13 protein-coding genes are annotated in these 13,961 nt (G+C 43.9%); 6 read left to right on the top strand and 7 right to left on the bottom strand.

All coding sequences use genetic code 11. The features are described from left to right. Window positions 1-15 precede the first annotated feature (15 nt). Together frdC and frdD are read left to right on the top strand one after the other, a co-directional pair. Window positions 16-408, top strand: a complete 393-nt coding sequence (gene frdC / locus PTE_RS07230) for a fumarate reductase subunit FrdC (protein ID WP_036844507.1) — start codon at window positions 16-18, stop codon at window positions 406-408. Window positions 409-424: 16 nt separating this feature from the next. Continuing rightward, a complete protein-coding gene (gene frdD, locus PTE_RS07235) occupies window positions 425-778 on the top strand; it encodes a fumarate reductase subunit FrdD (RefSeq protein ID WP_036844510.1) in 354 nt (117 codons plus the stop codon). A 272-nt stretch (window positions 779-1,050) separates the two neighbouring features. On the opposite strand, the gene sugE is transcribed toward frdD, so the two are convergent. Further along, window positions 1,051-1,365 (bottom strand): quaternary ammonium compound efflux SMR transporter SugE, encoded by a 315-nt coding sequence (gene sugE / locus PTE_RS07240; RefSeq protein ID WP_036844732.1) that lies wholly within the window; start codon window positions 1,363-1,365, stop codon window positions 1,051-1,053. Between the two features lie 230 nt (window positions 1,366-1,595). Next, on the bottom strand, window positions 1,596-2,162 hold the full coding sequence (gene efp / locus PTE_RS07245) for an elongation factor P (protein WP_036844513.1): 567 nt from the start codon (window positions 2,160-2,162) through the stop codon (window positions 1,596-1,598). 39 nt (window positions 2,163-2,201) lie between these two features. Here efp and epmB point away from each other — a divergent pair, with 39 nt between their 5' ends. Next, window positions 2,202-3,230 carry an EF-P beta-lysylation protein EpmB gene (epmB, locus tag PTE_RS07250; RefSeq protein WP_036844515.1) on the top strand — a complete coding sequence of 343 codons (1,029 nt, stop codon included), beginning with the start codon at window positions 2,202-2,204 and terminating at the stop codon, window positions 3,228-3,230. Window positions 3,231-3,289: 59 nt separating this feature from the next. Here the strand turns inward: epmB and PTE_RS07255 are convergent, their stop codons facing one another. The 5 genes from PTE_RS07255 to PTE_RS07275 form a co-directional block, all read right to left on the bottom strand. Next, complete coding sequence (locus PTE_RS07255; RefSeq protein WP_036844518.1) at window positions 3,290-3,634, bottom strand: DUF4156 domain-containing protein; 345 nt, start codon at window positions 3,632-3,634, stop codon at window positions 3,290-3,292. Between the two features lie 753 nt (window positions 3,635-4,387). Next, window positions 4,388-5,269: a LysR family transcriptional regulator gene (locus PTE_RS07260; RefSeq protein ID WP_241826110.1), complete on the bottom strand. Its 882-nt coding sequence runs from the start codon at window positions 5,267-5,269 to the stop codon at window positions 4,388-4,390. Between the two features lie 763 nt (window positions 5,270-6,032). Then, on the bottom strand, window positions 6,033-7,679 hold the full coding sequence (groL, locus tag PTE_RS07265) for a chaperonin GroEL (protein WP_036844524.1): 1,647 nt from the start codon (window positions 7,677-7,679) through the stop codon (window positions 6,033-6,035). A gap of 49 nt (window positions 7,680-7,728) precedes the next feature. Continuing rightward, the gene (locus PTE_RS07270) at window positions 7,729-8,022 is read right to left on the bottom strand and encodes a co-chaperone GroES (RefSeq protein ID WP_011148251.1); all 294 of its coding nucleotides are present in this window, start codon (window positions 8,020-8,022) and stop codon (window positions 7,729-7,731) included. 199 nt (window positions 8,023-8,221) lie between these two features. Next, window positions 8,222-8,710, bottom strand: a complete 489-nt coding sequence (locus PTE_RS07275; RefSeq protein WP_036844528.1) for an FxsA family protein — start codon at window positions 8,708-8,710, stop codon at window positions 8,222-8,224. Window positions 8,711-9,087: 377 nt separating this feature from the next. Between PTE_RS07275 and aspA the strand changes: the two genes are divergently transcribed. The 3 genes from aspA to PTE_RS07295 all read left to right on the top strand — a co-directional run bounded on the left by aspA (window position 9,088) and on the right by PTE_RS07295 (window position 13,946). Then, window positions 9,088-10,512 carry an aspartate ammonia-lyase gene (gene aspA / locus PTE_RS07285; RefSeq protein ID WP_036844533.1) on the top strand — a complete coding sequence of 475 codons (1,425 nt, stop codon included), beginning with the start codon at window positions 9,088-9,090 and terminating at the stop codon, window positions 10,510-10,512. Between the two features lie 225 nt (window positions 10,513-10,737). After that, entirely contained in the window at window positions 10,738-12,039 is a 1,302-nt protein-coding gene (locus tag PTE_RS07290; protein WP_036844535.1) for an anaerobic C4-dicarboxylate transporter, read from the top strand. Window positions 12,040-12,218: 179 nt separating this feature from the next. Next, window positions 12,219-13,946, top strand: coding sequence for a protein-disulfide reductase DsbD (locus PTE_RS07295; protein ID WP_036844735.1), 1,728 nt, complete (start codon window positions 12,219-12,221; stop codon window positions 13,944-13,946). The last annotated feature ends 15 nt before the right edge of the window (window positions 13,947-13,961 follow it).

Here is a 13,961-nt window from a genome sequence, read left to right on the forward strand (position 1 = left end):
GGGAGAAATAGTACAATGACTACCAAACGTAAACCTTATGTCCGCGGCATGGCTCCCAACTGGTGGCAGAAACTGGACTTTTATCGCTTCTATATTCTGCGTGAAAGTACTGCGGTTACGACTGTGTGGTTCAGTATCTTGCTGATATGCGGTGTATTCGCTCTAAAAGGTGGTGCACAAAGCTGGAATGGATTCGTCACCTTCTTGCAAAACCCAGTTATCCTACTGATTAACATCGTCACTCTACTGGGCGCTCTGCTACACACCAAAACGTGGTTTGAACTGGCACCAAAGGCAGCTAACGTAGTGATAAAAGGTGAAAAAATGGGACCTGAACCCATAATCAAGCTGTTATGGGCCGTCACTATTATTGTCACCGCTATGATCTTAGGCATAGCCTTACTTTAACCCCAAGGAGAATCTGATGAATCAAATACCTAAACGTTCCGATGAACCGATTTTCTGGGGATTATTTGGTGCCGGGGGTATGTGGGGCGCAATTGTGGCTCCAGCCATTATCTTACTGGTAACTATCCTATTACCACTGGGAATAGCACCGGAAACGTTAAGCTATGAAAGAATTTTGGTTTTCTGTCAGAGCTTGATTGGTCGTGCTTTCTTATTACTAATGATTACTCTGCCGCTATGGTGCGGTTTACACCGTATTCATCACGGTATGCATGACCTGAAAATTCATGTCCCAGCAGGTAAATGGGTTTTCTACGGTCTGGCAGCGATCCTGAGTGTTGTCGCTATCATCGCTGTTTTCACTCTGTAATTGGCAAAGCAGTCGCCGAAGTATGAGGAAGGTACTGATGACAATAGCGTAAAAACTCATGAGTAAATGCGCGGCGGCACATCATCTGGATAAGTTTTAAATCATACTGCTCTGATATTGGACTTTCTGATTGCTTGTTTGTGCCCCGCCAATCATATGAAGCTATCGCAAAAGGCCAGCGTACCGCTCACAGGGTAGGGGTGAATCTCATTAACCAACCGCACTGCCAACCTGTAAGACGCTATATTTAACCTTTGGAGTGCGGTTTAAAATTAACTAGCCAGTTTCAGACCAATAATACCGGCAACAATCAGGACGAGGCTCAATACTCTGGCAAGGCTTGCTGACTCACCCAAAACCATAATGCCAAAAATGGCGGTACCTACTGCGCCTACTCCAGTCCATACGGCATAGGCTGTGCCCACTGGTAAGCCTTTCATTGCATAAGCGAGCATCCCTACACTGATAGCCATAGCACCGGCAGTAATAAGACTTGGTGTCAAGCGGGTAAAACCATGAGTGTATTTCAGGCCAACCGCCCAAATAACTTCAAACAAACCAGCGATAATAAGAATAAACCAGGACATATCAACGCCCATAGAGTTGTGGGGTCGTCCCCGAAAAACCGAAGTATATCCAGGTCGTCCCGAATAACTATTAGAAATGAAGGCAGATTATAATCGTGTAAGAGTGTGGTATCAATAAAATAATATTACAGCAGTCTGAAGACATAAATAGCTATTGCCTTCCACATTAATTAAAGAAAAACCGCAGCCTGTTGCCCAGAACGGCGGTTTTTACCGAATACAACCAGCGGTTATTTTACGCGGGAAACATATTCGCCAGAACGAGTATCCACTTTAATCACCTCACCGATTTGTACGAACAGAGGTACTTTTACCACAGCACCAGTGCTCAGGGTTGCTGGTTTACCACCCGTACCCGCAGTGTCACCTTTCAGACCTGGATCAGTCTCAGTGATTTCCAATTCAACAAAGTTCGGTGGCGTTACAGAGATAGGCTGACCATTCCATAGCGTCAGGATACACTCAGCCTGCTCAACCAACCATTTCGCATTCTCTCCAACCGCTTTTTCATCAGCGGCTAACTGCTCGAAGGTTTCGTTGTTCATAAAGTGCCAAAACTCACCATCGTTATACAGGTAAGTCAGGTTCATATCCATTACGTCTGCGGCATCTACAGAGTCAGTAGACTTGAACGTTTTTTCTAGTAGTTTGCCGGAAATCAGCTTACGAATACGAGTACGGGCAAACGCCTGGCCTTTGCCCGGCTTAACAAATTCACTCTCAATAACAGAGCATGGCTCGCCATCTAACATGATTTTAAGACCTGAACGGAATTCGTTGGTACTATAAGTAGCCATGGAGACCCTCTAATTTAAACAAAATGGCTTTGCCAAAAAATGGCGCATATTATAACCCCAAAGATCCTCATCAGAGAAGACTGGTTGAAACAACTTACAGATGTTATTACCGATCCTGACGAATTATTACAATTATTGTCGTTACATGAACACCCGGAGCTAACCAAAGGGAGTGGCGCTCGTCGGCTGTTTCCACTACGAGTACCCAGAGCCTTTGCTGCCCGTATGCAAGCAAACGATCCTAATGATCCGTTGTTACTACAGGTCATAACGACACCAGAAGAATTTACGCTTACACCTGGTTTTTCCACCGATCCTCTGGATGAACAGCGAAGTGCCGTTCCCGGTTTATTGCATAAATACCGTAACCGCGCACTGCTGCTGGTTAAAGGAGGATGCGCGGTTAACTGCCGTTACTGCTTCCGCCGTCATTTCCCATACGAGGATAACAAAGGTAATAAGCGCAACTGGCAGCAAGCGTTAAATTATATTCAACAGCATCCTGAGCTTGATGAGATTATCTTCTCTGGCGGCGATCCGTTAATGGCAAAAGATCATGAATTGGACTGGTTGATCAGCAACCTGGAAAAAATTTCCCATATCAAACGACTACGTATTCACACCCGTTTGCCTGTGGTTATCCCCGCCAGGATCACAACAACACTTTGCGATCGGCTGTCACAATCGAGATTACAAGTGATCATGGTGACGCATATCAATCATGCTAATGAGATCGACCCATCCTTACAGAGCAGTATGATGATGCTAAAACAAGCAGGCATCACGTTACTAAACCAAAGTGTATTATTACGCGGTATCAATAATCACTCTGATATTCTGGCTGATCTGAGCAACGCTCTGTTTGATGCGGGGATTCTGCCCTATTACATTCATGTACTGGATAAAGTACAAGGAGCCACTCATTTTATGGTCAGTGATGAGGAAGCCAGAGAGCTTATCCGGGAATTGCTGACAAAAGTTTCAGGTTATCTGGTGCCACGTCTGGCAAGGGAGATAGGCGGAGAACCGAGTAAGACGCCATTAGATTTGGGACTAAGGCAAAATTAACAGAAAATTCATGCCCGGATGCTTTTCAGCCGGGCATGTCATTCAAATCCAGAATACAATTACTGACATTTATAGACTTGACCAATCATTTTACTATCCAGTGGAACAAAGCTCGATAACAGGCTTTCACTTGGGCTGGTTACACCATAAATCACATTTCCGCCCATAGCTGCGGCTTTATTGCGTAAATCATTAGCCGCACCACGCATTGAGCTACTCTCATTACTTACGCCAGTCATCCAGTTACTTTGAGTACCTGCCACTTCACCTAATAACTGGCACTCACTGCCTGGCTTAGTATCAACAAAACGAACCTGTGAACCGCCGGAAGTTAATTGATTTGAGGCTGTACACCCTGCTAACAGTAACAATGCTGAAGCACTGAGCAAAACTTTAATTCGCATTTCTTTCCCCATTTATCGTTGGAAATTTCACAACTAATCATCAATATACCTTGTTGTACACCAATATCGCAAAACAAATAATTTATAAAGGAACCCTTAAGATGAAGTGTTTAAGCCAGAAACTTTTTGCACCAGTATGAATTCAGCAAAAAATAGAGAGAATAGCCGAATAGATAATATGGATAAACTATTTATCTCATGAAAATTAATTAGCTGGTTAGTACATTGACTATTTTATATCGTATGAAAACAGAAAAATAAGTGACATCCGTTACATTCATAGTACAAGCACAAAAATGAGCCTGTAATTTAATTAACTCCATTTGATTTTTTATCGAGAAATTATATGACATTACATCTTATGGAAAGCCACCCATTAAGGTATTTAGATATTATATTCATCTAGGTTTTACATGGACTTGATTATATTTAAATAATTACTACTTTTTCAATCACTACTCTAATGGATTAAATATAATGGTATTTTTTATATTAAATACCTGAAGATTTTCTGTTTTTCAATTGTCACAGTGACAGCTGACATATCGGGGATAATACATCACTGTATCAAACACGATTATAAAGGAACTATTAACAACAGAGTGTAAAAGTGATCATTAACTGCCGTTCACTAATATGGAACATGAGTTAAGAAAGAGGTGTCGCATTTAGTCAGAAATACCGAAAATAGTATCCATTGACACCATGATAACACCCAATCAGGCATTTTCATGATGTCATATTTTGCAGTTATCACTCCTCATCACCAATGTGGATATTCTCTGTCAGATAGTCCAAAAATACCCGAACTCGTGATGGGAATTGGCGACCTGGACCAACAAAAACCGCATATATCTTTTCCTCATCACCAGGATTATAATTTTCGAGTACAGGTAGCAACAGACCAGCCTGAATATCGGCACTCACATGGAAACGTGCCAGACGTGCTAAACCAAGTCCGGCTATCGCAGCTTTGCGCATGGTTTCTCCATCACCGAGCAACAAATTTCCTGAAGGCAGTTGTTGCACCCGCTCTTCTGAATCGATGAAAGGCCAAGCTTTCACATGGCGGGTAAAGCCAAAACCGAGCCGATTGTAGCGACCAAGGTCTCCAGGCGTAGAAGGTATCCCCATCCTTTCAAGGTATGAAGGAGCTCCTACCACAACCATTCGGCTTGAACCCAACCGCCGCACCATAAGACGCGGGTCGTCCAGAGGACCAACGCGAATCGCCACATCACTGCGATCATCAAGTAAATCCACTATCAAGTCGCACAATGAGATGTCGAGTGTGATCTCCGGGTAGCGTTGCAGAAAATCCGGCAACAAAGGCATCAAGCAGTGTTTTCCAAACGCAACATGGCAATGCACGCGTATTCGTCCACGAGGCGCCGCACCCTGATTTGCTTCTTGTTCAGCGGCTACGATGTCCTCCAAAATCCTAATACTGCGCTCATAGAAAACAGAGCCCTCAGATGTTAACTGAAGCTTACGTGTCGTTCTATTCAGCAACCGTACACCGAGTCGTATCTCTAGTCGATTGATAAGCTTACTGACTGCTGATGGCGTCATACCGAGCTTGCGAGCAGCAGCAGAGAGGCTTTCCGACTCAATTACCTGAACGAATACAGCCATTTCTGTAGATCTATTGAATTTGTGCATAGATATTTGAATTTTTTTCCAAAATCCTATGAATAAATGAATTCTAGTCTAATAAGCTCGTTTTTTCTAAAGTTAAAGATATATTTTTACTACGACAACCCGGCAGCTTTAGTGTTTGCCCTTTCCAAAAGACGCCTAATTTTGGGGTTCACCACCGGGAATCGACCCGTTAAGTTTCCTCCTATGGGCAGTTAATTTTGATAAAATAGGAAATTCTCTGCGAGAGTCAGTGGATTATTTGCACAAGGTATGGTCAGGAAAGCGGCTACTATCTGAATTTGTCATTTGATCCAGAACTGCCCCCAATCCCGTACTGATTCGAAGCAAAGATAGACGGAAACCTTTAATTGTTTACTTACGAAAACCCTACACTACAGGGGTTGACTATCAGGGATGCACCTACGGCATTCGATCTATTGCTTGAAATGCTCGACGAACTTGCTGAGGATACCCTCTCTTAATCTTAGCTCACAATTAAGGCAAGGTACTCTATAGAAGTATCAATATATCTGACACGGGACAGGTTACAAGAATCCACCGAGATCGTGGATTGCAACTTCGCGGTGGGGAAAATCGCTATTGTCACAGCCAGTGACTTATTTTGAGTTTGAATTGAAACACCGCACAAAACTATTCATCTTGTTGTGGCATGTTTTCTATAAAAGGGCGTGTGAGCAGGATTAACCTGCTCACACAAGACGTATAGCTACATCAAAACAATGCGACTTTCGTCACATTACATCATGCCGCCCATACCGCCCATGCCACCCATACCGCCTGCTGCACCTAAATCAGCTTTATCATCTTTAGGCAGATCAGTGATCATACATTCAGTAGTGATCATCAGGCCAGCAATAGATGCTGCGAATTGCAGTGCAGAACGGGTCACTTTGGTTGGATCCAGAATACCCATTGCGATCATATCGCCATACTGTTCAGTAGTCGCGTTATAACCGTAATTGCCTTCACCTGCTTTCACGTTGTTTGCGATAACAGATGGTTCTTCACCTGCGTTGTCAACAATCTGACGCAAAGGTGCTTCCATTGCGCGCATTGCAACACGGATACCTACGTTTTGATCTTCGTTGTCGCCTTTCAGACCAGCAATAGAAGCAGCAACGCGAACCAGTGCAACACCACCACCAGCTACCACGCCTTCTTCCACTGCTGCGCGGGTTGCATGCAGAGCATCATCAACACGGGCACGTTTTTCTTTCATTTCAACTTCTGTCGCCGCACCGACTTTAATAACAGCAACACCGCCAGCCAGTTTAGCTACGCGCTCTTGCAGTTTTTCACGGTCATAATCAGAAGTAGACTCTTCGATCTGCTGACGGATCTGAACAACACGGCCAGAAATCGCAGTCTCTTCGCCAACACCGTCAATAATGGTTGTGGTGTCTTTGTTGATAACGATACGTTTTGCCTGACCCAGATCTTCCAGAGTGGCTTTTTCCAGCTCCAGACCAATCTCTTCAGAGATAACAATGCCGTTAGTCAGAACAGCGATATCCTGCAACATAGCTTTACGGCGGTCACCGAAACCAGGCGCTTTAACCGCAGCAACTTTTACGATGCCACGCATAGTGTTAACAACCAGAGTTGCCAGTGCTTCACCTTCAACATCTTCAGCAACAATCAGCAAAGGCTTACTTGCCTTAGCTACGCCTTCCAGAACTGGCAACAGTTCACGGATATTGGAGATTTTTTTATCTACCAGAAGAATATATGGGTTTTCTAACTCAACAGAACCGTTTTCTGGTTTATTGATGAAATAAGGAGAGAGGTAGCCACGGTCGAACTGCATGCCTTCAACAACATCCAGTTCATCTTCCAGACCTGTACCTTCTTCAACGGTGATTACACCTTCTTTACCGACTTTATCCATCGCTTGTGCGATCAATTTACCCACAGTTTCGTCGGAATTAGCGGAGATAGTACCTACCTGAGCAATAGAGGTGGAATCTGAGCAAGGTACGGACAGCTTCTTCAGTTCTGCAACTGCGGCAACCACGGCTTTATCAATACCGCGTTTCAGATCCATTGGGTTCATGCCAGCGGCTACGGCTTTCAGACCTTCAGTAACAATAGACTGAGCCAATACAGTTGCAGTGGTTGTACCGTCACCCGCAGCATCATTCGCTTTAGAGGCAACTTCTTTCACCATCTGAGCACCCATGTTTTCGAACTTGTCTTCCAGTTCAATTTCACGAGCAACAGAAACACCATCTTTAGTGATTGAAGGCGCACCAAAAGATTTATCCAGAACAACATTACGGCCCTTAGGGCCCAGGGTTACTTTTACTGCATCAGCAAGAATATTCACACCACGTAGCATCTTAACGCGAGCGTCGCTACCAAATTTTACGTCTTTAGCTGCCATTGTTTCTTTCCTTTAAATTCGTTCAGTTAAGAAGATCTAAGCGCAACAATTACGCTTCAACAATTGCCAGAATGTCGCTTTCAGACATGATCAACACTTCTTCGTTGTCGATCTTCTCTGACTTAACACCGTAACCATCGTTAAAAATAACGATATCTCCAACTTTCACACACAGTGCTTTTACGTCACCGCTTTCAAGGATGCGGCCATTGCCTACAGCCAAAACTTCACCACGAGTAGATTTACCCGCAGCAGTGCCAGTCAGCACAATACCGCCAGCTGATTTTGATTCAACTTCTTTACGCTTGACGATTACACGATCATGCAATGGACGAATATTCATTGATAGCTCTCCTATAAGAAAGTCCATATCAGGTAAGAGGATTGATACCAGTATGCTTTCATTGAACTAGTATCATAATAGATTAAATGGGGACTTATTTATGATACTTCAAGGGCAGGCAAAAAAAAATATTTTACTTTTTTCTTACCTACAGAAAAAAACTGATGATTTGACACAACATTCAGCAGATAACCTCTTATCAACGGGGCTTATGTTCGTCATCATCGGATTTAGGGTCGTTCAACTTACGGGAGGGGTCATCTTGCTTGCGCTCATATTCCCCTTCAAAGGTATTATTATCCCGTCTGAACCCACCGCTATTATGAGGACGATAGAAATTGATATGTGGCATCAGTTTCATCATTAATGTTTTTTGAACCGGCGGCAATAACAGCAGCAAACCAAGGAAATCAGTAAAAAAGCCAGGGCATAGTAATAGGAAACCCGCCAGCAAAAGAGACACGCTTTTTACCATTTCTGCCGCCGGGCTCTCCCCGGCAACCAACTTTTGCTGGATCTGGATAAAATTCTTCATACCCTGATTGCGTACCAGAGAAATACCGACACAAGAAGTAAACAGCACCAGTAACAGCGTTAATAACACACCTAATTCAGAGGCAACACGTACAAATAAGGTTGACTCAATGTAGACAAGCAAAAATATCAGGATCAATGGCAACCAACGCACTTGGTGCTCCTTCAATTAATTGGGATGAAAAGGTTGTATCCTGGATAAATCATATCAACAAAATCCAAGGAACAACTAAATTAACATTTTTTCAGTTTATTAGAGATATGATTGGGGTCACAGCCATCGTTTTCAATCCTCTGAAAATCTTACTGATCAGGCTCATAATTGTGATTAATATCACATATATCAAATCACGTTAAGCAAATACCACTATAAAGTGATCCAGATTCAATGCATTTATTGCTAACCAGCATATGATCACGCCAGCAATCTGGTGATGAAGGGCTCATATCATAACTATTGCTGTTGGCAACATAATTATTTAACAAACGCATCATTAGACAGTAAAAACGTAATCTAATAAGAAGGTTCTCATGTCAAACAACATTCGTATCGAAGAAGACCTGTTAGGTAAACGAGAAGTCCCCGCTGAAGCCTATTACGGTATTCACACCTTACGTGCGATTGAAAACTTCTACATCAGTAACAGCACCATCAATGATGTACCCGAATTTATCCGTGGCATGGTGATGGTAAAAAAAGCCGCCGCCTTAGCTAACAAGGAATTGCAAACCATCCCCAAAAAAATTGCGGATATCATTATCAAAGCCTGCGACGAAGTGCTCAATACTGGCAAATGTATGGACCAGTTCCCAATTGACGTGTTTCAAGGCGGTGCCGGTACTTCACTCAACATGAATACCAACGAGGTTCTGGCAAACATCGGTTTGGAATTGTTAGGCCATAAAAAAGGTGAATATGAACACCTGAACCCTAATGATCATCTGAATAAAAGCCAATCAACTAACGATGCCTACCCAACCGGTTTCCGCATCGCAGTTTATAACTCCATCATGAAACTGGTCGAGTCTCTTGAACTGTTGATCGCCGGCTTCGATAAAAAAGCCAAAGAATTTGATGACATTCTGAAAATGGGTCGCACCCAGTTACAGGATGCAGTTCCTATGACGCTAGGACAGGAATTCAATGCATTCTCAATCCTGCTGAAAGAAGAAGTTAAAAACCTGAACCGGACTTCTCAACTGTTGCTGGAAGTTAACCTTGGTGCTACTGCTATCGGCACCGGTCTGAACACCGCACCGGGTTATCAAAAATTGGCTGTTGAAAAACTGGCTGAGGTCACTGACTTACCCTGCATACCCGCCGAAGACCTGATTGAAGCAACCTCCGACTGCGGTGCTTACGTTATGGTTCACGGCGCGCTGAAACGTCTGGCTGTTAAACTGTCTAAAATCTGTAATGACTTGCGTTTACTCTCTTCCGGTCCTCGTGCTGGCCTGAACGAAATCAACCTGCCTGAATTGCAGGCGGGTTCTTCTATCATGCCGGCAAAAGTTAACCCTGTTATTCCAGAAGTTGTGAATCAGGTTTGCTTCAAAGTCATCGGCAACGATATTTGTGTTACTATGGCATCCGAAGCCGGCCAGTTACAGCTAAACGTAATGGAACCCGCTATTGGTCAGGCCATGTTTGAATCTATCTCCCTGCTAAGCAACGCTTGCCGCAACCTGGTAGAAAAATGCATTAACGGCATCACGGCGAACAAAGAAGTTTGCGAAAACTTCGTATTCAACTCGATCGGTATCGTTACTTATCTGAACCCATTCATCGGTCACCATAATGGTGATATCGTTGGTAAGATCTGTGCTGAAACTGGCAAAAGTGTTCGTGAAGTCGTGCTGGAACGTGGCTTACTGACTGAAACTGAGTTGGATGATATCTTCTGTGTAGAGAACTTAAAACGCCCGGCTTATAAAGCAAAACGTTGTGATGATTAAACCTATCGAGTAGGCGTTATTATTGCAGGCTGCTCTTAACGGCAAAGAATGACAAATAAAACAGCCTAACGATAATAGTGATAACTTTTTGAATATAATAAAAAATAGCTCTTAGCAATCAAGGCACGCAACTCCAACTGGATAGCGTGCCTTTTTACTTCCCTACATGCACAAAGTATTAACCTAAAATTTTCAAATTTTTAATTATTTCAAGGAGTAAATATTATGTTAGCCGTAGAATTGGTTATCGTTCTGCTGGCCATCTTCCTGGGTGCCAGATTAGGGGGGATCGGCATTGGATTTGCCGGCGGTCTTGGCGTTTTGGTGCTGTCAGCAATGGGTGTTAAACCGGGGCATATTCCATTCGATGTTATTTCCATCATTATGGCGGTTATCGCTGCAATCTCTGCCATGCAAGTCGCCGGTGGTCTGGATTATTTGGTTCAACAAACTGAAAAATTGCTGCGTAAAAACCCAAAATACATCACGATCCTCGCACCTATCGTTACCTATTTCCTGACACTGTTTGCAGGTACAGGTAACATCTCTCTGTCAGCACTGCCGGTGATTGCCGAAGTTGCAAAAGAACAAGGCATTAAACCATGCCGTCCGCTTTCCACTGCGGTTGTCGCAGCCCAGATTGGTATCACCGCCTCGCCAATCTCCGCTGCGGTCGTTTATATGTCTTCTCTGATGGAAGGCCACGGAGTCAGCTATATTCATCTGCTGATGGTCCTGTTGCCATCCACTTTCGCGGCTATCGTTCTAATGTCCTTCATCGTCTCTTGGGTGTTTAATTCCAAACTGTCTGATGACCCTGTTTATCTAAAACGTCTGGCAGAAAACCTGGTGACTCTGCGTGGCAGCAAACAGATTGAAGTTAAACCAAGGGCTAAGGCTTCTGTTCTGTTGTTCTTAGTAGGTGTTATCAGTGTTGTTATTTACGCTATCGTCAATAGCCCAAGTATCGGTCTGGTTGCAGAACCACTGATGAACACCACTCACGCTATTCTGATCATTATGCTGAGTGTCGCAACTATCACTACGATGTCCTGCTCAGTTGATACTGACGCCATCCTGAATTCCAGTACCTTTAAAGCAGGAATGAGCGCATGTATCTGTATTCTGGGTGTTGCATGGCTAGGTGACACTTTTGTACAGGCGAATATTGATTGGATCAAAGGCACTGCCGGCGGCTTAATCCAATCTCAACCCTGGTTGCTGGCGGTTATTTTCTTCTTCTGTTCCGCCCTGCTCTATTCACAGGCGGCAACCGCAAAAGCGCTGATGCCGATGGCTCTGGTTCTGAACGTCACACCACTGACGGCAATCGCTTCTTTCTCCGCAGTTTCCGGGTTGTTTATTCTGCCTACCTATCCAACCCTGGTTGCCGCAGTTCAGATGGATGACACTGGAACTACCCGTATCGGCCGTTTCGTCTTCAACCATCCGTTCTTTATTCCCGGCACCATCGGGGTTGCTCTGGCGGTTGCCCTCGGCTTCCTGTTCGGCGGTATGATCCTCTAATCCCGTCAATAACAACCTAATTCAGGGGCGTACACCGCTCCTGAACTCTTCTCTGAAATAATGTTCTTTTCTCTGCAAGCCCTTAATTATTGTCTTAATCTTAACCAGAACACTTTCTGGTCTGACAGCCTTCGGTTATAGTGCTGAATATTTCTATTCTATTAGCGATCATTAACCTTATGATTAAACGTACTCTGATATTGTTTTTACTGCTTTGCAGTACGATGTTTACCCCACTGGCAGCGAATGCGCTGTTTGAACAACCGGGGCAAAACCTGTATTTGCCGGCAGATCAGGCATTCATGTTTGATTTTCAGCAAAAAGGCGACAAACTGACACTAAATTGGCAGATCAAACCGGGTTATTACCTTTACCGCAAACAACTTCGTATTGAGCCACAGCAGGCCACACTAGGTAAAATTACGTTGCCACAAGGTACGGCTCATCAGGATGAATTCTTTGGTGAAACTGAAGTTTATTTCCAACAACTCGCGGTAAATGTTCCTGTTACAGAGGCAAATGATAAATCCAATATTGTCGTCACTTATCAGGGCTGTGCCGCGGCAGGATACTGCTACCCACCGGAAACCCGCCTGGTTCCATTAAGTACAGTTATCCCATCAAAAACAACTAACGTAATACCCACCGAACCTGTTCATAAAACGCCAGAAAGTGCATCAAATGACCAACAAAATTTACCTTTTTCACCACTTTGGGCACTTTTGATTGGCATTGGTATCGCCTTTACACCTTGTGTACTGCCGATGTATCCACTGATTTCCGGCATTATTCTTGGTGGTCAGCGCCCTAAGAACCTAAAACAGATTTTCTGGTTGGCCCTAAGCTATGTTCAAGGAATGGCAATCACCTACACCTTACTTGGATTGATTGTCGCGGCTGCGGGTTTACAATTTCAAGCCGCATTGCAACATCCATATGTGCTGATTGGTTTGTCGATACTGTTTATTCTACTAGCACTATCGATGTTCGGCCTTTATTCCCTGCAACTGCCTTCCTCCGTTCAGACCCGCCTGGTCAGCTGGAGTAACCAGCAAAAAAGTGGCTCATTCTTTGGTGTATTCGCTATGGGTGCATTAGCGGGATTAATTTGCTCACCTTGTACTACCGCGCCTTTAAGCGCCATACTGCTCTATATTGCCCAAAGTGGTAATACAGTAGCAGGGGGCGTAACCCTTTATCTTTATGCTTTAGGAATGGGATTACCGCTTATTGCCGTCACCCTGTTTGGTCATAAACTCCTGCCACGCAGCGGTCCCTGGATGCAATATGTTAAAGAAGCTTTTGGCTTCATTATCCTTGCACTGCCTGTTTTCCTGCTGGAAAGAGTTATCGGCGATGTATGGGGAATACGATTATGGAGCCTGCTGGCGGTCAGTTTCCTGGGATGGGGATTTGCTCTGACACTCAGAAGCCAAAATGGCTGGATAAGAGTCATACAACTGATATTGTTAGTTCTGACGCTGATAGCCACCCGCCCATTGCAGGATTGGTTTTGGGGTACGGCAGCGACACAACAATCGCAACACAGCCTCAATTTCCGCCAGATAAATAACTGGCAAGAATTGGAACACCTAATGGCACAAAACAACCATAAAACCGTCATGCTTGATTTCTATGCTGACTGGTGTGCCGCATGTAAAGAATTTGAAAAATATACTTTCAGTGATCCACAGGTTCAATCACAACTACGTGAAACCTTACTATTACAGGCAAATGTCACCAATAACAGCCCACAGCAAAAACAACTTTTGGAAAAACTGAATGTTCGGGGATTACCGACTATTCTGTTTTTTGACTCTCAAGGAAAAGAGATCCCTGATTCACGGGTAAATGGTTTTATGAATACAACCCGCTTTAACGAGCATTTGCAACATCTGCAAAAATGATCTGAAGGAGAACAC

Source organism: Photorhabdus khanii NC19 (assembly GCF_000517265.1).
Taxonomy (GTDB): Bacteria; Pseudomonadota; Gammaproteobacteria; order Enterobacterales; family Enterobacteriaceae; genus Photorhabdus; species Photorhabdus khanii.

Bases quoted from the DNA above. Each gene is read 5' to 3' on its own strand.
- frdC (WP_036844507.1), top strand. From the start codon at position 16: ATGACTACCAAACGTAAACCTTATGTCCGCGGCATGGCTCCCAACTGG.
- frdD (WP_036844510.1), top strand. From the start codon at position 425: ATGAATCAAATACCTAAACGTTCCGATGAACCGATTTTCTGGGGATTA.
- sugE (WP_036844732.1), bottom strand. From the start codon at position 1,365: ATGTCCTGGTTTATTCTTATTATCGCTGGTTTGTTTGAAGTTATTTGG.
- efp (WP_036844513.1), bottom strand. From the start codon at position 2,162: ATGGCTACTTATAGTACCAACGAATTCCGTTCAGGTCTTAAAATCATG.
- epmB (WP_036844515.1), top strand. From the start codon at position 2,202: ATGGCGCATATTATAACCCCAAAGATCCTCATCAGAGAAGACTGGTTG.
- PTE_RS07255 (WP_036844518.1), bottom strand. From the start codon at position 3,634: ATGCGAATTAAAGTTTTGCTCAGTGCTTCAGCATTGTTACTGTTAGCA.
- PTE_RS07260 (WP_241826110.1), bottom strand. From the start codon at position 5,269: ATGGCTGTATTCGTTCAGGTAATTGAGTCGGAAAGCCTCTCTGCTGCT.
- groL (WP_036844524.1), bottom strand. From the start codon at position 7,679: ATGGCAGCTAAAGACGTAAAATTTGGTAGCGACGCTCGCGTTAAGATG.
- PTE_RS07270 (WP_011148251.1), bottom strand. From the start codon at position 8,022: ATGAATATTCGTCCATTGCATGATCGTGTAATCGTCAAGCGTAAAGAA.
- aspA (WP_036844533.1), top strand. From the start codon at position 9,088: ATGTCAAACAACATTCGTATCGAAGAAGACCTGTTAGGTAAACGAGAA.
- PTE_RS07290 (WP_036844535.1), top strand. From the start codon at position 10,738: ATGTTAGCCGTAGAATTGGTTATCGTTCTGCTGGCCATCTTCCTGGGT.
- PTE_RS07295 (WP_036844735.1), top strand. From the start codon at position 12,219: ATGATTAAACGTACTCTGATATTGTTTTTACTGCTTTGCAGTACGATG.